Raw genomic sequence first — 17,697 nt, 5'->3', positions numbered from 1 at the left:
GACGGTGGCCGGGCGCGGAACTTCAAGTATGGTTTCCCGATCGCACACGCGCTATCTTCGCGCGTAGAAAGACACTTGGGGCAGGAATCCGCGGAGATCCGGCGCGCCGACCGCCGGAATCCGGTGCGCGCGGCACGGCTCCGACGAGCGCCCGGCACGGATCCGGCGGGTGCCGGGCACGGATCCGGCGGGTGCCGGGCACGGATCCGCCGACCGCCCGGCGAGCGGCTCCCCGTCCCGGGGCGGCCGACCACCCGCCGCACCGTACGCTAGGCCCCATGCCCAAGACGCCGCTGCACCCCTCGCCCCCTCCGCTGGAGGCCAACGACGTCGCCATCGTCGGCGGTGGCACGGTGCTGTGGTTCGTCGCCTTCCTGGCCCTCCTCCCCTTCCAGGGCACCCTCTCCGACCACGGCCACGGCACCTGGCCGTGGATCTGCCTGTCCGGGGGCCTGCTCGGCCTGATCGGCCTCTGGTACTGCCGCGCCCGCCGGGACGCGATCGCCCGCGACCGCGCCGCCGCGGCCGCCGCGGGGGCGGTCGGGGACGGCGGCCAGGACCCGGCCACCCAGTCGGACTGAATAGTCCTTTAGTAGCACGCATCGGACATAAGGCACCCGTAGAGTCGGTGCCATGACGCAGCCTGCCCACTCCTCGGAAGAGCAGCCCGCGGACGGCGCCCGCCCCGACGGTGCGCACCCGCTCGGCCTGCTGCCCGGCCGACGCGGCGGCCTGACCGCCGCCGAGGTCGCCGAGCGCGTCGCGCGGGGCCAGGTCAACGACGTTCCCGTCCGGTCCAGCCGCTCCACCAAGGAGATCGTCCGGGCGAACGTCTTCACCCGCTTCAACGCGATCATCGGCGTGATGTTCGGGATCATCCTGGTCGTCGGTCCGATCCAGGACGGTCTGTTCGGCCTGGTCATCGTCGCCAACACGGCGATCGGCATCGTCCAGGAGCTGCGCGCGAAGAAGACCCTGGACAGCCTGGCCCTGATCGGCGAGGCCCGCCCCCAGGTGCGCCGCGACGGCGCCGTCGAGCAGATCGCCGTCGGCGGGATCGTGCTCGACGACACCGTGCTGCTGGGCATCGGCGACAAGGTCATCGTCGACGGCGAGGTCACCGAGGCGGACGGCCTGGAGATCGACGAGTCGCTGCTCACCGGCGAGCCCGACCCGGTCCTCAAGCAGCCCGGCGACCAGGTGATGTCCGGCAGCTTCGTGGTGGCCGGGGCGGGCGCGTTCACCGCCACCAAGGTCGGCCGCGAGGCGTACGCCGCACAGCTCGCCGAGGAGGCCAGCCGGTTCACCCTGGTCAAGTCGGAGCTGCGCAGCGGCATCGACAGCATCCTGCGGTTCATCACCTACCTGCTGATCCCCACCGCCATCGGTCTGATCATCAGCCAGCTGGCCGTCGAGGGCCGCGACTGGCGCGAGGCGGTGCGCCGGATGGTGGCCGGCATCGTCCCGATGGTCCCCGAGGGCCTCGTCCTGCTGACCTCGGTCGCCTTCGCGATCGGCGTGGTCCGGCTCGGCCGCAAGCAGTGCCTGGTCCAGGAGCTCCCCGCGATCGAGGGCCTGGCCCGGGTGGACACCGTCTGCCTCGACAAGACCGGCACCCTCACCGAGGGCGGCATGGACGTCGTCGACCTGCGGATCCTCTCCGACGGCGCTCCCGGAACGCCCGCCCCGGCCGCCGTTGAGCACGCGCTCGGCGTGATGGCCGGCGCCGACGCCCGCCCCAACCCCTCCATGCAGGCCGTCATCGACGCCTACGGGCGCGGCGACGACGGCCGGGGGGACGGCTGGCGGGTGATCGAGGCGATGCCGTTCTCCTCCGCCCGCAAGTGGAGCGGCGTGCAGCTGCTGGAACCGCACGGCGGCGAGGCCAGCTGGCTGCTCGGCGCCCCGGACGTCCTGCTGCCCGCGGGGCACCCCGCGCTCGCCGAGGTCGACGAGCTCGGGGCCAGGGGCCTGCGGGTGCTGCTGCTCGGCCGCTCACCGGCCCCGCTCGACTCCCCGGACCCGGCGGCCGGGCTCGTCCCGCTCGCCCTGGTGGTGCTCCAGCAGCGGCTGCGCCACGACGCGGCCGACACCCTGCGCTACTTCGAGGGCCAGCGGGTCCAGGCCAAGGTCATCTCCGGCGACGCGGCCGTCGCGGTCGGCGCGGTCGCCGCCCACCTCGGCCTGCCCGGCGCCGACCACCCGCTGGACGCCCGGACCCTGCCCACCGAGCCGGAGGCCCTCGCGGACACCGCCGAGCGGACCACCGTCTTCGGCCGGGTCACCCCGCAGCAGAAGCGCCAGCTGGTCGGCGCCCTGCAGTCCCGCGGCCACACCGTGGCGATGACCGGCGACGGCGTCAACGACGTGCTCGCGCTCAAGGACGCCGACATCGGCGTGGCCATGGGCACCGGCAGCGACGCCACCCGGGCCGTCGCCCAGATCGTGCTGCTGAACGACTCCTTCGCCACCCTGCCCTCGGTGGTCGCCGAGGGCCGCCGGGTGATCGGCAACATCGAGCGGGTCGCCGGCCTGTTCCTGGTCAAGACGGTCTACTCGGTGCTGCTGGCGCTGCTGGTGATCTTCACCCACTCGCCGTACCCGTTCCTGCCCCGGCACTCCACCGTGCTCTCCACGCTCACCATCGGTGTGCCGGCCTTCTTCCTCGCCCTCGCCCCCAACAACGAACGGGCCCGCACCGGCTTCGTCCGGCGCGTGCTCAGGCTCGCCGTCCCCGGCGGCGTCATCGCCGGGACGGGCACCTTCGTCGCCTACTCGCTGGCCCGTGCCGACCACGCCACCGACCTCAAGGCCGACACCAGCGTGGCCACCCTGACGCTCTTCCTGATCGCCCTCTGGGTGCTCGCCATCGTCGCCCGCCCGTACAACTGGTGGCGGCTGCTGCTGATCGGCTGCATGGGCGGCGCCTTCGCCCTGGTCCTGCTGGTGCCCTGGCTGTCGGACTTCTTCCAGCTCTCCCTGGTCGGCACCCGGGACCCGTGGATCGGCGTCGGCGTCGCCCTGGTCTGCGGGGTGCTCCTGGAGATCACCTGGCACTTCGTGCAGCGCCGGGCGGACGACTGACCGGCGCGGGGCCGGACCGGCCCGCCCCACGACCGGGACCGGACCGGACCGGGCGGCCGCCCCGCCTGCTCAGCCGGCCCCGCCCGGTCAGTCCGGTCAGCCCGTTCGGCCCGGTCAGCCCTCGAAGTCCCGCGCCGCCGACAGCTCGTAGGCCCGGTCCGGCTCGCTGAGCGCGGCCAGCACCTCGAAGCGGCGGTGCCACTGCCCGACCGACCAGGCCAGCCCGGCCGCCAGGCCCTCCGGGGTGGCCGCGTGCAGCAGTCCGGGCACCGGCGGGAGCTCGAACTCGTCGTCCTCGTCGGCGGCCTCGGCCGTGTCCGGGTCGTACGGCGCCTCCGGCGCGTCCGCCCCGGTGTCCCAGCGCCAGTCCACCGCGGCCTCGGCGCCGTCCGGCCCGACCACCAGCAGCTCCTCGTGCTCCTCGTAGGCGACCGGGCAGCCGGGGAGCAGCTCCCGCACCACCGCGGGCACCCGGTGCAGCGTCCCCTCCGAGAGCACCCGCCCGCCGGCCACCTCGCTGGCGAGCGAGACGTGCAGCCGCTCGGCCAGGTCGGCGGCGAGCGCCGGGGCGACCGGCAGCAGCGGGTAGCCGTGCAGCAGCTGGACCAGGTCGGGGGCGTCCGCGACGACCGCCTCGGTGGCGTCGACGATCACCGTGTGGGCCGGGCGGCGGCCGGTGTCCCGGTCCAGCGGCGGCAGCGCCCGCACCACGTCCAGCGGTTCGATCCGCTCCGCGTCGACCCGGGCCAGCGCACTGTGCACGCCGTGCAGTTGGCGGTGCCCGATCTCGGACGCCGGGTCGGTGAGCCGGTCCAGCACCTCGTCGGGGCCGTGCGGCTCGGCCAGCAGCGCCGCCAGCGTGGTGCGCACGCCCAGCGCGTGCAGGAACTGCTCGTCCAGCGTGGTGCGGGCCTCGTCGTAGAGGCCGCGCAGCAGCGGGTCGGCCCCGGCGGCGCGCAGCCCGGCGGGCTCGCGGCCGTCGAGCACCGGGTGGTCGCGCAGCCACCAGGCGGTGTAGGGCGGCAGGTCGGCGTAGGAGCCGTCGGGCAGCAGGGTGCGGACGGGGTTGACCACGGCGTCCCGGTACGGCGGGCGGGCGAGGGCGGCGAGCGCCTCGGGCCACGCGTCGTCGTCGACCAGATCGAGGTCGCGCACGGCCAGCAGTTCGGCGGCCACCGGCGGCACGCCCACCGCGTCGTCGGCGTGCAGGGTCTCCAGCACCTCCTCGGCCCACTCGGCCAGGCCGTCGGGCGCCTCGTCGAGCAGTCCGGTGGGGTGGCCGCCGGCCGCGCGGTCGGCGGGGGCGGTGGGGTCGAGGCGCTCCAGGTCGTCCGGGTCGAGCACCACGTCCTCGGCGCGGACCAGCACGAAGTCGGCCAGCACGCCGACGGCGGTCAGCACCTCCGGGCCCCACCGGTCCAGCAGCTCGTCGTCCACCCAGCCGGCGTCCTCCTCCCGGGCGAGGGCGGCGAACGGGCTTCCGGGCAGGACGAGTTCACCGGCCCGGGCGGGCTCGCCCTCGTCGTCGAGCAGGGCCAGCCGGGCCAGCCAGGGGTGCTCGCCGGGGGCCGGGGCGGCGGCCCTGACCAGCGCCAGGACGGCGTCGGCAAGGTCCGCGGCGGCGTCCGGGTCGTCCTCGGCCAGGTCGTGCGAGCGGGCGACGGCGGCGCGCACCTCGGGGGTGTCGAGGACACCGGCCGGGGTGGCGGTGCCGGCGCCGAGCCGGGCCAGCAGCGGGTGGGCGGCCTCCGGGTGGGCCAGCCGCAGGTCGAGGGCGGCGAGCGCGCCGGCCAGCGACTCGGGGTAGCCGGGGAAGGCCGCCCAGTCCGCGTCCTCCGAGGGCAGCAGGACCCTCCGGGGGCCGGTGACGGTGCGGCCGTCGGCGAGCGGCACGGGCAGCGCGCCGAGCGCCTCCGGGTCGGCCGCGCCCAGCGCCGCGTACAGGTTGCGCCACCAGGCGGGCTCGCGGTCGAGGCCGCCGAGCTGGTCGACCACGTCGGCGAGCGGCACCCGGCGCACGTTCAGCACCCGCAGCTCGGTGCGGCGCTCCAGGCCGGCCGGCAGCAGCCCGGGGAAGATCGGCGCGAGCGCCTCGACCACCGAGCCGTCGGCGCCCTCCAGCAGGGTGGCGTCCCGGGGCCGCAGCGCGGGCGTGCCCTCCTCCACCGGGGCCGGGTGGGGCAGGAACGGGGTGCCGGGCAGCCGGGCGAGGACGGCCGCCCGCAGCGCGCTGTCGAGCGCGCCCCGGCCGAGCGGCCCGGGGACGAGTCCCAGCGAGCCGAGGTCGGCGCCGCGGGCCCGCAGCAGGTCGGCGTAGCTGTCGGCGGCGCGCTCGGTGAGGAAGTCGGCGAGCGGGCCGGCGGCCACGTGCCGGCGGGTGGAGTCCAGCGGGTAGGAGGCGATGAGCAGCGCGGGCAGGCCGATCGGCTCGTCGCTGGGGGTCGGGGCGTGCAGCACCGCGGCGATGCCGGGCGGCTGCGGGGTGCCGTCCGCGGCGACCGGCACGGCCCAGGTGACCGTCCAGTACGGGCGGGCGCGCTCCTCCGTCGGGCGGTCGGCGAGCAGTTCGGGGGCCAGGGTCCCGGTGGCGCCGGCGGTCTGCCAGACGGTCTGCCGCAGCCGGCCGCCCGCGTCGTCGGTGACGGTGACCTCGGTGACGCCGTCGGGGCGCGGCTCGGCGGCGGCCCGGGTGAGCGTCCGGGTGCCCTCCGGGGTCTCCACGACGACCTCGGCGAGGCCGGGCAGGGTCAGCAGCAGGGCGTCGTCGACGCCGGCCAGCAGACGGCGGGTCAGGTCCTCGGCGGCGGCGTCGCGCAGCGGCAGGACCACCACCGTGTCGTAGCCGTCCGGGGCCGGGCCCTCGGCCGCGAACGGCAGCCGCAGCAGCGGGACGTGGCCGTCCCGGCGGCGCAGTTCGTCGGCCAGCGCGGGCTGCGCGTCGGCCAGCGAGCGGGCCTCGCCGAGCGACCAGCGCACCCCGCCGGCGGCACCGAGCACGGCCGGCTCGTCGGTGACGGCGAGGACGGCGGCGAAGCCGACGCCGAACCGGCCGACGGCGGGTGCCTCGCCGCGCTTGGAGGAGGCGCGCAGGGTGGACAGCGACTCGACGGCGGCCGCGTCCAGCGGGGCCCCGGTGTTCGCGGCGGCCAGCACGCCGTCCGCGAGGGTGAGCCGCAGCCGGCCGGGACCGCGCCCGGCCCGGACCGCCGCGTCGGCGGCGTTCTGCGCCAACTCGACGACCAGGCGGTCGCGGTAGCCGCCGAGGGCGAGCTCCTCCTCGGCGTTGGCGTCCTCCCGGAACCGGGCCGGCGAGGCGGCCCAGGCGTCCAGCACCCGTCGGCGCAGCGCGGCGCTCCCGAAGGGGTCCGCGAGGTGCTCGTCCGTGCCGCTGCCGATGATCCGAGGTTCCACTGGACCCGCCGCCTTCCGCCGCCCTGTACTTCGTACGGGGGGCATTCTCCCCCGCCGCGCCCCCTGCTCCGGACCGCGCCCCCGCCCGCGCCGCCCGGTCCGGCCCGCGGGCCTCCCACCTCCGGAAACGGAGCGGCCCGCCCCACCGGTTCGGTGGGGCGGGCCGCGGACCGCGTGCTCAGGAGTGCCCGAGCTCCTCCGCCGGGGCGTCCGGCTCGACCGAGCCGGAGGCCCGGTCCGGGTGCAGCTGCAGCGGCTCGACCACCAGCTCGTCCAGGATCAGCTCGGACGGCGCCGGCGGGGCCGGGATGACGGCCGCCTCGGAGTGCCCGCCGCAGCCGTAGGCGAAGGAGACGATCTGGCCGTCGGCCGGGCCGAACTCGTTGCCGCACACGCCGAAGGCCTGACCGAGCGAGCCGCCGATCGGGATCAGGAAGCCGCAGCTGCCGCACGCGGCGGGCGCGGCCTGCGCCATCGGGGTCTGCGGGCCGTGGGCCTTCTCCCAGCGGTCGGCGGCCAGGTGCAGCCCGAGCCGGGAGAGCACCCGGCTGCGGCCCATGCCGAGCTCCTCGGCGACGGAGTTGATCTGCGCGCGGGCCGGCGCGGGCTGGATGCCCGGGTCGGTGACGACCAGGTCCTCCTCGGCCGCCAGGACGACCGCGGAGTTCGGCGCGGGCTCGTCCTCGCCGCTCCAGCCGGGCTCCAGACGGGCGTCGTCGGCGCCGGTCGGCAGCAGGTCGCCGGGGCCCATGTCGCCGGGGCGCAGCCGCTCGCTCCACGGCACCCACTCGGGGGCGAGGACGGCATCGGGGCCGGGCAGCAGCACGACCTCGTCGAGCGTGACGTTCTTGGCGCGCGGGGCGCGGGCGACGGTCACCGCCCAGTGCCAGCCGCGGTAGGCCGCGTCGAGGCACTCGAAGGTGTGGGTGACGACGCGCTCGGCGTCCGCCTGGGCACCGAGGTGCGGCCCGACGGTCTCCGGTCCGACGGCCTCCTCGGCTGCCTGACGGGCGAGTTCGACGGCGTCGGCACAGAGCCGGTCGGGGGTACGGCTTCGCATCGCAGCACTCACGGCGTCGATTCTCTCCCAGTTCTTCTGTCGCCCACGGCGTGTTGCCTGTCCCGTCGCGGCTCGGTAGTCCCTCGTCCATTCTGCGCGACCGGAGGCCGCCGCGGGTACCGGCCGCGCCGCCCGTCCGGGCCTGCAGGGGCCCTGGCGCCCGATGACCGGACCCTGGGCAGGCTACCCGTCGGTCGGTGCCGCGGCACAGTCCGGGGCGGTACCGGCCGTTCCGGAGAGCGTGCCGGGCCGCGCCGAACGGGGTCGAATCCCGCGTCACCACGGCGATTCTGGGGCAGGATGGGCAATGTGGCGGACGAGAACCCGTCGCAGCACCCACTGCGCGCCTCGCAGGCCGGCAGCCCCGACGAGGCGACCGCCGTGCCGCGACAGCAGCCCCAGGTCCTCGCTGCGGGCGAACCGCAGCCGGGGGGCCGTCCCGCGCCGCCCACCGCCGTCGTGAGCCTCCTGAAGACCGCTCCCGACCCCGGCCCCGGCCGGGGCGACGGGCCCGCCGGACACCCCGCGGACGACGCGGACGACACGGCGGTGCACACCCGGCACCTCACCGCCCTCGACGAGGACCTCGCCGAGGAGGCCGCCGAGCCGCACCGCAACCTGCTGGTCCGCACCGCCTCCGCGGCCGGCGCGCGCACCGGCCGGGTGGTGCACGGCACCGGCCGCCGGATCCGCAAGGCGACCTCCGCCGAGGGCGCCGGCGAGTCCGGCCTGGCGAAGCTGATCGAGCTGCACGCGCTGAACTCCTTCGGCGACATGCTGATCACCATCGCGCTGGCCTCGACCATCTTCTTCTCCGTGCCGACCGGCGAGGCCCGCGGCCGGGTCGCGCTCTACCTGCTGATCACGATGGCCCCGTTCGCAATCCTCGCCCCGGTGATCGGCCCGCTGCTGGACCGGCTGCCGCACGGCCGCCGGGCGGCGATGGCGATGTCGATGCTGGCCCGGGCGGTGCTGGCCTGGACGATGGCGGGGGTGATCGCGGGCGGCGGCCTGGCGCTGTACCCGGAGGCCCTGGGCGTGCTGGTGGCGTCCAAGGCCTACGGGGTGGTGCGCAGCGTCGTGGTGCCCCGGCTGCTGCCGAAGCAGCTGTCGCTCGTGAAGGCGAACTCCCGGGTCACCCTGGCCGGGCTGCTGGCCACCGGGGTGGCCGCCGGAGTGGGCGGCCTGCTGCACCTGATCGGGCCGGGCTGGCCGCTGCGCGGGGCCTTCCTGGTCTTCGTGATCGGCACCCTGATGGCCTTCCACCTGCCGCACGAGGTGGACTCGGCGAAGGGCGAGCAGCGGGCCGTCCTGCACGCCGAGGTCCACGGCGAGCACGCCCGGCCGGGAGCCAAGGCCCCGAAGGCCTCGCTGCGCACGGTCGGCCCGTCGGTGATCCTGGCGCTGCGGGCGATGTCGGCGCTGCGCTGGCTGGTCGGCTTCCTGGTGATGTTCCTGGCGTTCCTGCTGCGGGACGAGCCGATCGGCGGCCTGCAGCCGACGCTGGCGCTCGGCCTGGTGGCGCTCGCCGCGGGGACGGGCAACGCGCTGGGCTCGGTGCTGGGCTCCTGGCTGCGCACCCGCGGCCCGGAGGCGACGGTCACCGCGATGCTGCTGCTGGCGACCTGCGCCACCGCGGCGGCCGCGCTCTGGTACGGCGCGGTGACGGTGATCCTGGTCGCCGGCGTCGCCGGGGTGGCGGCCTCGCTGGGCAAGCTGGCGCTGGACGCGCTGATCCAGCGGGACGTCCCGGAGGCGGTGCGGACCTCGGCCTTCGCCCGTTCGGAGACGGTCCTGCAGCTGTCCTGGGTGGCGGGCGGCGCGGTCGGCATCGTGCTGCCGCTGAACGGGACGCTGGGGCTGTCGGTGGCCGCCGGGGTGGTCGGCCTGATGCTGCTGTGGACGGTCCACTCGCTCTTCCGGGTGGGCCTGCGCCGGCGCCCGGCGGCACCCCGGGTGGCGTGACCGGGCTCCGGGCAACACGCGGTGGCCGACCCCCGCGTAGCGTGATCGGCGAAGCCCGGTAGATTCTGACGCATGAGCCTCAATACCCGTGTCATCGCCGCCCTCGGCGCCGTCGTCGTGGTCGGTGTCGCCACGGTCGGCACCTCCGTCGCCATCGCGAGCGACCAGACCGAGCACAGCTCCCACCGCGCGACCATCACGGTCGGCAACTCCTCGATCGCCGCGGACCCGCTCTGCTTCAACGGCGGCAGCCCGATCACCGAGGACCTGCAGCAGGAGTGCCAGGACAAGGCCACCCAGGCCCTCAAGGACGGCACCCTGCCGACCTCCGACGTCGTGGTCAGCGACAACGTGGGCGTCGGCGTCTCCCCGAACGTGGCCGACCGCGGCTGGTGGGCCTTCACCAACGGCGGCTCGCAGGGCCAGGGCGGGCGCTACAGCCTGTTCTCGTACGCCAAGGGCGCGACCTACTCCGGCTCCCAGCAGGCCGCCAAGCTGCTGAACGCCTCCGGCAAGACCCTGGTCACCGTCGTCGAGGGCGACAAGAACTCGGACAACCCGGTCGCCGTCTGGTACTTCCAGCTGAACACCCAGGACAACTGACGGTCCTGCGATGACCGCGCACGCGCCCGCCGACGGGCGGAACGAGCAGTCGGGCCCCGGGCGGGCCCGGCTGCTCGTCGTCGTCGCGGTGCCCGCCGAGGCCGAGGCCGTCCTGCGCGGGCTGGGCGGCACGGCCGCCGCGCTGCCGCTGCCCGGCGGGGGCCTGCACCGCGCCCAGGACGCCCCGGTCGACGTGCTGGCCGGCGGGGTCGGCCCGGCGGCCTCCGCGGCCGCCACCGCCGCCGCGCTGGGGGCGCACGACTTCGCCCTGGTCGTCTCCGCCGGCATCGCCGGCGGCTTCGCCCCGCACGCCCCGGTCGGCGCCACCGTGCTGGCTTCGGCGATCGTCGCCGCCGACCTCGGAGCCGAGACCGGGGACGGCTTCGCCGACGTCACCGAGCTCGGCTTCGGCACCGTCCGGCACACCCCTCCCGCGGCGGCCGTCGCCCGCGCCGCCGGGGCGCTCGGCGCCCTCACCGGCCCGGTGCTGACCGTCTCCACCGTCACCGGCAGCGCGCGGCGGGCCGCCGAACTGGCCGCCCGCCACCCGGGCGCCCTCGCCGAGGCGATGGAGGGCTTCGGCGTGGCCGAGGCCGCCGCCCGGCACGGCGTGCCGGTGCTGGAGCTGCGGACCGTCTCCAACCCGGTGGGCCCGCGCGACCGGGCCGCCTGGCGGATCGGCCAGGCCCTGGGCGCCCTGGAGGCGGCCTTCGCCGCGCTGCCCGTCACCGAACTGATCGAGGAGGCCGGCCGTGGCTGAACGGCTGAGCATCGCGTACTCGCCCTGCCCGAACGACACCTTCGTCTTCCATGCGTGGGCGCACGGCCTGGTGGCCGGCGCGGACGCCCCCGAGGTGACCTTCGCGGACATCGACGTCACCAACGGCCTGGCCGAACGCGGCGAACTGGACGTGCTGAAGATCAGCTACGGCGCGCTGCCCTGGGTCCTCGACGAGTACGCCCTGCTGCCCTGCGGCGGCGCGCTGGGGCGCGGCTGCGGCCCGCTGGTGCTCACCCGGCCCGGGACCGCCGCGCCAGCGGACCTCACCGGGAGGACCGTGGCGGTGCCGTCCGAGCGGTCCACCGCCTACCTGCTGTTCCGGCTCTGGGCGGCCGGGGCGGTGCCCGGCGGGTTCGGCGAGATCGTCGTCCTGCCGTTCCACGAGATCATGCCCGCCGTCCGGGACGGCCGGGTGGACGCCGGCCTGGTGATCCACGAGGCCCGCTTCACCTACCGGCAGTACGGGCTGCACAGCCTGGCCGACATGGGCGAGGCCTGGGAGCGGGAGACCGGGCTGCCGATCCCGCTCGGCGCGATCGTCGCGCGGCGCTCGCTGGGCGCCGAACGGCTGCGCGAGCTGGCCGGGACGATCCGCGCCTCCGTCCGGCAGGCCTGGGACGACCCGGCGGCCAGCCGCGGGTACGTGCTGGCGCACGCCCAGGAGATGGACCCGGCCGTCGCGGACCAGCACATCGGCCTCTACGTGAACGAGTTCACCGCGGACCTCGGCGAGGAGGGGTACGCGGCCGTGCGCGCGCTGCTCACCCGGGCCGCCGCGGAGGGGCTGGTGCCCCCGCTCGACCCGGGTGCGCTGGCGTTCTGAACCCGGCCGCCACGGCCGGGGCCCGCGGGCCTCAGACGTCGAACTGGTCGGCCACCGCGCGCAGCAGGCCGGCCAGCTTCTGGCCCGTCGGCTTGGCCGGGTAGCGGCCGTGCTGCAGGCCCGGCAGCACCGCGTCCAGCGTGGTGATCAGGTCCTGGACGATCGGCGCCATGTCGTCGGCGCTCTTGCGCTGGGCGGCGGCCACCGACGGCAGCGCCTCCAGCAGCTGCACGGCCATCGCCTGGTCGCCGCGGTGGCCGGCGACCACACCGAACTCGACCCGCTGGCCGGGCTTGAGCACGGTGACACCGGCGGGCAGCGCCTTGGTGTGGACGAAGACGTCGCCGCCGTCGTCGCGCGACAGGAAGCCGAAGCCCTTCGTCTCGTTGAACCACTTGACCTGGCCGGTGGGCATCTCGAACAGTCCTCGAATGGGTGTGAGGGATCCCGGCCCTGGCCGGGGATCACTGGGTGGTGGGAAAGGCGGACGACCTCGGCTCGGCGCCCGCGGGCGCTCACGGTCGGCACGCTGTCAGGAGCAGACTAACGGTCCGTCACTGCCTCATCCGCGTTCCGCGGAAGATCCGCGACCGGGGCCCGGAGCGGGCGGTGCGGACGCGGCGATCTCGCTGTCGCGGGCGACCCGGCCCTGGCACGGCCGCGGCGCGACTCGGCGCGGTCCATCGGCTCACACCCCCGGGTCTGAGGACACGGGGCGCACCTGTCGCACCCCTCGGCACCCCCTGCATACCCCCGCTCAGCAGGGATCAAAACGTTCAGCTTCCGAGAAACTGCGCAACGTGACCGGACCGCTCCGGTGGGCGGGCCCGGCCGCCGCTCTGCCAGACTGGACGCCCCGCCGGGCACCGTGCCCGCCAGCCCCGAGGAGCGAGCAGACGTGAGCAGCCAGAGCGCCGACCCCGGCGACGTGTACGTCAAGGCCGGCACCGTGGTGTTCGGCCTGGGCGCGCTCGCCACCCTGGTCACCTTCGTCCCGCTGTTCCTGCACCTGACGCCGCTGCCGACGGCCGCGTACTGGCTGAGCATGCTGATGCCGGCCGGGTTCCTGTCCGCGCTGGTCGGTCTGCTGCGCAACGCGCGGGCCCAGCGCCGGCGGGCGGAGTCCGCCGCCTAGCGCGTTCCCGCGAGGTGGGCGGCGAGCCAGGCCGGGAACCCGGTGAGGTCCGCCAGGACCACGTCCGCGCCCGCCGCGCGCAGCTCGTCCGCGCCGTAGGGGCCGGTGGCCACGCCGACCGCGACGGCGTCCGCGTGCCGGGCGCCCCGGATGTCGCCGAGGTGGTCTCCGACGTAGACGCTCGCACCGTGCTCGCGCAGCGCGTCGCCCTTGGTCTCCGCCCACAGGTCGCCGACCAGCGCGTCCGCGTGCAGGCCGGCGTGCTCCAGGTGGAGCCGGGCGTTCGGCTCGTACTTGCCGGTGATCACCGCGACCCGGCCGCCGTGGCTGCGGACCGCCTCGACGGCGGCGTGCGCGCCGGGCAGGGCGACGGTCGGGGCGAAGGCGTGGTCGCGGTAGAGCTCGCGGTAGCGGGCGGCGGCGCGCTCCACCTCCTCCTCCGGGAACCAGTTGCGGATCTCGTCCAGCAGCGGCGGGCCGAGCCGGGTGACCACGAGGTCGGCGTCGATGGGGGTGCCGGTCTCGGCCGAGAGCGCCAGATAGGTCGCGTGGATACCCGGCCGGGTGTCCAGCAGCGTCATGTCGAGGTCGAAACCGACGGTGAGCGGGGCGGCGGAGGTCTCGGGCATGCCGCCAGGCTATCCAACCGCCGGCGCCCCCGACGAGGGGATTTGCCCCGGCTTCGCGACGGAACTTAGGTTTGCCTGAGTTGTCTGCGGAGAGGCCTCATGACCGACACCACCGACACCACCGACACCACCGCGCCGCCCGGCGCAGGACGGACGCCGCACCGGCGAATACCGTGGCTCGCCGCCGCACTGGCGGTGCTGGCCGTCGCGGTGCTGCTGAGCCTGGCGGTCGGCAGCCGCACCGTCCCGCTCGGTGACACCGTCGACGCCCTGCTGCACGGCGGCGGCACGGCAGACGCCGTCGTCGTGCGCGAACTGCGGCTGCCGCGCACCGTCGTCGGACTGGCCGTCGGCGCCGCGCTCGGCCTCGCCGGCGCCGTCATGCAGGGCCTCACCCGCAACCCGATCGCCGACCCCGGCATCCTCGGGGTCTCCCAGGGCGCGGCCGCCGGCGTGGTCGTCGCCATCTCCGGGTTCGGCGTCTCCACCCTGACCGGGTACGTGTGGTTCGGCTTCGCCGGGGCCGTCGTCGCCACCGTGCTGGTGTACGGCCTGGCCGGGCGCGGCCGGGGCGGGGCCACCCCGGTCAAACTGGCGCTGGCCGGCTCGGCGGCGTCCGCCTTCATCGCCTCGCTCAACACCCTGGTGCTGACCACCGACGCCGCCACCATGGACCGGTTCCGCTTCTGGCACGTCGGCTCGCTCTCCGGGCGGACCTCGGACGTCGCCTGGCAGCTGCTGCCGTTCCTGGCGGTCGGCACGGTGCTGGTGGTCGCGGTCGCGCGCGGTCTGGACGCGCTGGCGCTCGGCGAGGACACCGCCAAGGGGCTGGGCGCCAGGACCGGCCTGGTCCGGGCGGTCGGCGCGCTCGGGGCGACGGTGCTGACCGGCTCGGCCGTCGCCGCGGCCGGGCCGATCGCCTTCGTCGGCCTCGCCGTCCCGCACGCGGCCCGGGCCGTCGCCGGGGCGGACCACCGCTGGGTCCTCGCCTTCTCGGCCGTGCTCGGCCCGGCCCTGCTGCTGCTCGCGGACACGCTCGGGCGGGTGCTCTTCCCGCCGTCCGAGGTCCCGGCCGGCGTGATGACGGCGCTGGTCGGCGTACCCGTCCTGGTGGCCCTGGTCCGGCGGCGGAAGGTGGTCGCCGCATGAGCTCCGTCTCCCTGCCGGGGTACACCGCGCTGCGGGCCGGACGGGCCTCCGTCCTGCTGCACCGCCGCTCGGCGGCGGTGGCGCTGGGCCTGCTGGTCGCCCTGGCGGCGGCCGCGGTGGCCTCGCTCTGCCTCGGCGAGTCCGCCGTGTCGCCGGTCGAGGTGGTGAAGGTGGTGCTGGGCCGGCCGAGTCCGCACGAGCTGGTGGTGGGCGAGTTCCGGCTGCCGCGGGTGGTGGTCGGGCTGCTGGTCGGCACGGCGTTCGGGCTGGCCGGGGCGCTGATCCAGACCGTCGCCCGGAACCCGCTGGCCAGCCCCGACGTGGTGGGCGTGACCTGGGGCGCGACCGCCACCGTGGTCGGCCTGACGGCCTACGGCGTGGTCGGCTCGACCGGGCAGGCGCCGTACGCGGCGGTGGCCGGCGGCCTGGCGGCCGGCTCCCTGGTCTACGCGCTGGCCTGGCGGCGCGGCCTGCACGCGCAGCGGCTCGTCCTGATCGGCATCGGGATCAGCGTGGCGCTCTCCTCGCTCACCTCGGTCTTCCTGACCAAGGGAGACGCCTTCCAGGCACAGGCCGCGAAGGTCTGGATGACGGGCAGTCTGAACGGCGCCGGCTACGACCAGGCCGGCTGGCTGGCGCGGGTGCTGCTGGCGGCCGTCCCGGTCGCCCTGTGGGCGGCGCGCGCCCAGCGCTCGATCTCCTTCGACGACGCGACGGCCGTCGGCCTGGGCCTGCGGCTGGACCGGATCCGGCTCGGCACGGCACTGCTGGGCGTCGTGCTGGCCTCCTGCGCGGCGGGCGCCGCCGGCCCGGTCGACTTCGTGGCCCTGATGGCCCCGCAGATCGCGCTGCGGCTGGCCCGGTCCGCGCAGGTCCCGCTGTTCTGCTCGGCGCTGACCGGCGCGCTGGTGGTGGTGCTGGCCGACCTGATCGCCCGGCGGCTGCTGGCACCCACCGAACTGCCGGTGGGCGTGGTGACCGGGCTGGTCGGCGCGCCCTACCTGATGTGGCTGCTGATCCGATCCCGTCGTGGAGGTTCCTGATGACCGCACACCGCCTGGAGGCCCGGGGCCTCACCCTGGCCTACGAGGCGCGCACGGTCGTCGACGGCCTGGACGTGCGGATCCCGGACGGCCGGGTGACCGTGATCGTCGGCCCGAACGCCTGCGGCAAGTCGACCCTGCTGCGCGCGCTGGGCCGGCTGCTCAAGCCGGTCCGGGGCACGGTGCTGCTGGACGGCGAGGAGCTGGCGCGGATCCCGACCAAGCGGATCGCCCAGCGGCTCGGCCTGCTGCCGCAGTCGCCGACCGCCCCGGAGGGCATCTCGGTGGCGGACCTGGTCGCCCGCGGCCGGCAACCGCACCAGAGCTGGTGGCGGCAGTGGTCGGCCGAGGACGAGGCGGCCGTCGCGGAGGCGCTGGAGCGGACGTCGACGGCGGACCTGGCCGCGCGCAGCATGGACGAGCTCTCCGGCGGCCAGCGCCAGCGCGCCTGGATCGCGATGGCACTGGCCCAGGGCACCGACATCCTGCTCCTCGACGAGCCGACCACCTACCTGGACATCGCGCACCAGGTGGAGGTGCTGGACCTGGTCCGCCGGCTGAACGTCGAACGCGGCCGGACGGTGGTGGCGGTGCTGCACGACCTCAACCAGGCCGCGCGGTACGCGGACCACCTGGTGGCGATGCGGGACGGCCGGGTGGTGGCGCAGGGCCCGCCCGGGGAGGTGGTGACGGCCGGGCTGGTGCGGGAGGTCTTCGGGCTGGACTCGGTGGTGGTGCCGGATCCGGTGACGGGCACGCCGCTGGTCGTCCCGGGCGCCCCCTGGGCGGCGACGGTGGACGCCTGACCGACCGGCGCAGGGCCCGGGGGCGGTCGGGCGGCCCGTTCGTGGCGGGGGGACGGCGGGGGACACGGCGGGGGGACGGCGGGCACGCCATCGGCACGGCGCGGGTACTTAACGGAAATCCAGCCACCAACCCGGACATAATCGACGCGCCCCCGAAGTCCGACCGTCCGAGGACCGCCGATGCACCGGATCACCCGCCGTTCGTTCCTCACCGGCCTCGGCGGGGCCGCCGTCGGCGCGACCGGCCTGACGGCCTGCACGACGGGCCGGCCGGCCCCGCCCACCACCGACAGCGTCGGCACCGACCCCTCCGCCTCCCCGACCCCGCCGCCACCCGTCACGGTGAACACCGCCACCGGCCCGGTGGTGGTGCCGGGCGCTCCGCTGCGGGTGGTCGTCCTGGACACGGACGCACTGGACTCGGCCCTGACCCTCGGCATCACCCCGGTCGGCGCCGCGCTCCCCGCCGCCGACACCCGGTTCCCGGAGTACTGGCCGGACTCCCGGGTCGCCGGGATCCGCCTGATCGGCCCGGCCGGCGCACCGGACCTGACCGCGGTCCGGGCGCTGCGGCCGGACCTCCTGCTGTCCAACCAGACCCGTGACGGCGACCGGTACGACCGGCTGCGGGAGATCGCACCGACCGTCCTCACCCAGACCAGCGGCGCGCCGTGGAAGGCGAACGTCCAGCTGCACGCCCAGGCGCTGAGCCGGGAGGACGCGGCGGCGGCCTTCGCCGGCGCCTACCAGAAGCACGCCGGGCAGGTGGCGCAGTCGCTGTCGGAGGCGAAGCTGTCGGGCCGCCGGGTGAGCCTGGTGCGGTTCGTCGAGGGCGGCGGGATCCGGATGTTCGGGCGGCAGAGCTTCCCCGGGACGGTGCTGGCCGACGCCCAGGTGGCGCGACCGGACGCCCAGAACGTCGACCAGTCCGACGTCGAGGTCCCGCTGGACCAGATCGGGCGGGCGGACGGCGACCTGCTGCTCTACGCCACGTACGGCGACCCGGAGCGGGCGGGCACCGCCGCGGCGCTGGCCAGCCCCGGCTGGCAGGCGCTCGGGGCGGTGCGGGCGCACCGGGCCTTCCCGGTGGACGACCAGCTGTGGTTCCAGGGCATCGGCTACACCGGCGCCAACTTCGTGCTGGACGAGCTGCAGCGCTTCCTGGGGGCCTGAGCCGCGCCCTGGCGCGGGGCGGCGACGCGCGGCGG

Annotated in this window: 15 protein-coding genes; 11 read left to right on the top strand and 4 right to left on the bottom strand. The window is 76.1% G+C overall.

Annotated elements, in window-relative coordinates; all coding sequences use genetic code 11:
* The first annotated feature begins 278 nt into the window (after positions 1-278).
* Positions 279-581 carry a DUF2530 domain-containing protein gene (locus ACFYUY_RS15060; RefSeq protein ID WP_387900813.1) on the top strand — a complete coding sequence of 101 codons (303 nt, stop codon included), beginning with the start codon at positions 279-281 and terminating at the stop codon, positions 579-581.
* Between the two features lie 52 nt (positions 582-633).
* The gene (locus ACFYUY_RS15055; protein WP_360212586.1) at positions 634-3,084 is read left to right on the top strand and encodes an HAD-IC family P-type ATPase; all 2,451 of its coding nucleotides are present in this window, start codon (positions 634-636) and stop codon (positions 3,082-3,084) included.
* 114 nt (positions 3,085-3,198) lie between these two features.
* Here the strand turns inward: ACFYUY_RS15055 and ACFYUY_RS15050 are convergent, their stop codons facing one another.
* Entirely contained in the window at positions 3,199-6,495 is a 3,297-nt protein-coding gene (locus ACFYUY_RS15050) for a sacsin N-terminal ATP-binding-like domain-containing protein (RefSeq protein ID WP_360212588.1), read from the bottom strand.
* A 178-nt stretch (positions 6,496-6,673) separates the two neighbouring features.
* The gene (locus ACFYUY_RS15045) at positions 6,674-7,555 is read right to left on the bottom strand and encodes a DUF3027 domain-containing protein (RefSeq protein ID WP_360212590.1); all 882 of its coding nucleotides are present in this window, start codon (positions 7,553-7,555) and stop codon (positions 6,674-6,676) included.
* Between the two features lie 618 nt (positions 7,556-8,173).
* Here ACFYUY_RS15045 and ACFYUY_RS15040 point away from each other — a divergent pair.
* The 4 genes from ACFYUY_RS15040 (at position 8,174) to ACFYUY_RS15025 (ending at position 11,727) form a co-directional block, all read left to right on the top strand.
* On the top strand, positions 8,174-9,520 hold the full coding sequence (locus ACFYUY_RS15040) for an MFS transporter (RefSeq protein WP_387901038.1): 1,347 nt from the start codon (positions 8,174-8,176) through the stop codon (positions 9,518-9,520).
* Positions 9,521-9,592: 72 nt separating this feature from the next.
* Positions 9,593-10,123, top strand: coding sequence for a hypothetical protein (locus ACFYUY_RS15035; protein ID WP_360212592.1), 531 nt, complete (start codon positions 9,593-9,595; stop codon positions 10,121-10,123).
* A 10-nt stretch (positions 10,124-10,133) separates the two neighbouring features.
* Positions 10,134-10,883: a futalosine hydrolase gene (locus tag ACFYUY_RS15030; RefSeq protein ID WP_360212594.1), complete on the top strand. Its 750-nt coding sequence runs from the start codon at positions 10,134-10,136 to the stop codon at positions 10,881-10,883.
* A complete protein-coding gene (locus ACFYUY_RS15025) occupies positions 10,876-11,727 on the top strand; it encodes a 1,4-dihydroxy-6-naphthoate synthase (RefSeq protein WP_360212596.1) in 852 nt (283 codons plus the stop codon). Before ACFYUY_RS15030 ends, ACFYUY_RS15025 begins: the two co-directional genes overlap by 8 nt.
* A 31-nt stretch (positions 11,728-11,758) precedes the next feature.
* On the opposite strand, the gene ACFYUY_RS15020 is transcribed toward ACFYUY_RS15025, so the two are convergent.
* Positions 11,759-12,142 carry a cold-shock protein gene (locus ACFYUY_RS15020; protein WP_360212598.1) on the bottom strand — a complete coding sequence of 128 codons (384 nt, stop codon included), beginning with the start codon at positions 12,140-12,142 and terminating at the stop codon, positions 11,759-11,761.
* Positions 12,143-12,625: 483 nt separating this feature from the next.
* Between ACFYUY_RS15020 and ACFYUY_RS15015 the strand changes: the two genes are divergently transcribed.
* A complete protein-coding gene (locus tag ACFYUY_RS15015; RefSeq protein ID WP_360212600.1) occupies positions 12,626-12,862 on the top strand; it encodes a hypothetical protein in 237 nt (78 codons plus the stop codon).
* Here the strand turns inward: ACFYUY_RS15015 and ACFYUY_RS15010 are convergent.
* Entirely contained in the window at positions 12,859-13,491 is a 633-nt protein-coding gene (locus tag ACFYUY_RS15010; RefSeq protein WP_387900809.1) for an HAD family hydrolase, read from the bottom strand. The two genes, ACFYUY_RS15015 and ACFYUY_RS15010, sit on opposite strands and share 4 nt — an antisense overlap.
* 99 nt (positions 13,492-13,590) lie before the next feature.
* On the opposite strand from ACFYUY_RS15010, the gene ACFYUY_RS15005 reads away from it, so the two are divergent.
* The 4 genes from ACFYUY_RS15005 to ACFYUY_RS14990 all read left to right on the top strand — a co-directional run bounded on the left by ACFYUY_RS15005 (position 13,591) and on the right by ACFYUY_RS14990 (position 17,662).
* Positions 13,591-14,640, top strand: coding sequence for a FecCD family ABC transporter permease (locus ACFYUY_RS15005; protein WP_387900807.1), 1,050 nt, complete (start codon positions 13,591-13,593; stop codon positions 14,638-14,640).
* A complete protein-coding gene (locus ACFYUY_RS15000) occupies positions 14,637-15,683 on the top strand; it encodes a FecCD family ABC transporter permease (RefSeq protein WP_387900806.1) in 1,047 nt (348 codons plus the stop codon). The genes ACFYUY_RS15005 and ACFYUY_RS15000 overlap by 4 nt, the downstream gene beginning before the upstream one ends.
* On the top strand, positions 15,683-16,489 hold the full coding sequence (locus tag ACFYUY_RS14995; protein WP_387900804.1) for an ABC transporter ATP-binding protein: 807 nt from the start codon (positions 15,683-15,685) through the stop codon (positions 16,487-16,489). Before ACFYUY_RS15000 ends, ACFYUY_RS14995 begins: the two co-directional genes overlap by 1 nt.
* A 180-nt stretch (positions 16,490-16,669) precedes the next feature.
* The gene (locus ACFYUY_RS14990; protein ID WP_387900802.1) at positions 16,670-17,662 is read left to right on the top strand and encodes an ABC transporter substrate-binding protein; all 993 of its coding nucleotides are present in this window, start codon (positions 16,670-16,672) and stop codon (positions 17,660-17,662) included.
* Positions 17,663-17,697 lie beyond the last annotated feature (35 nt).

The organism is Kitasatospora sp. NPDC004745 (assembly GCF_042873275.1).
In the GTDB taxonomy this organism is placed as follows: Bacteria; Actinomycetota; Actinomycetes; order Streptomycetales; family Streptomycetaceae; genus Kitasatospora.
The sequence above is the reverse complement of the archived record's forward strand: the minus strand, read 5'-3'. Positions and strand labels throughout refer to the sequence as shown.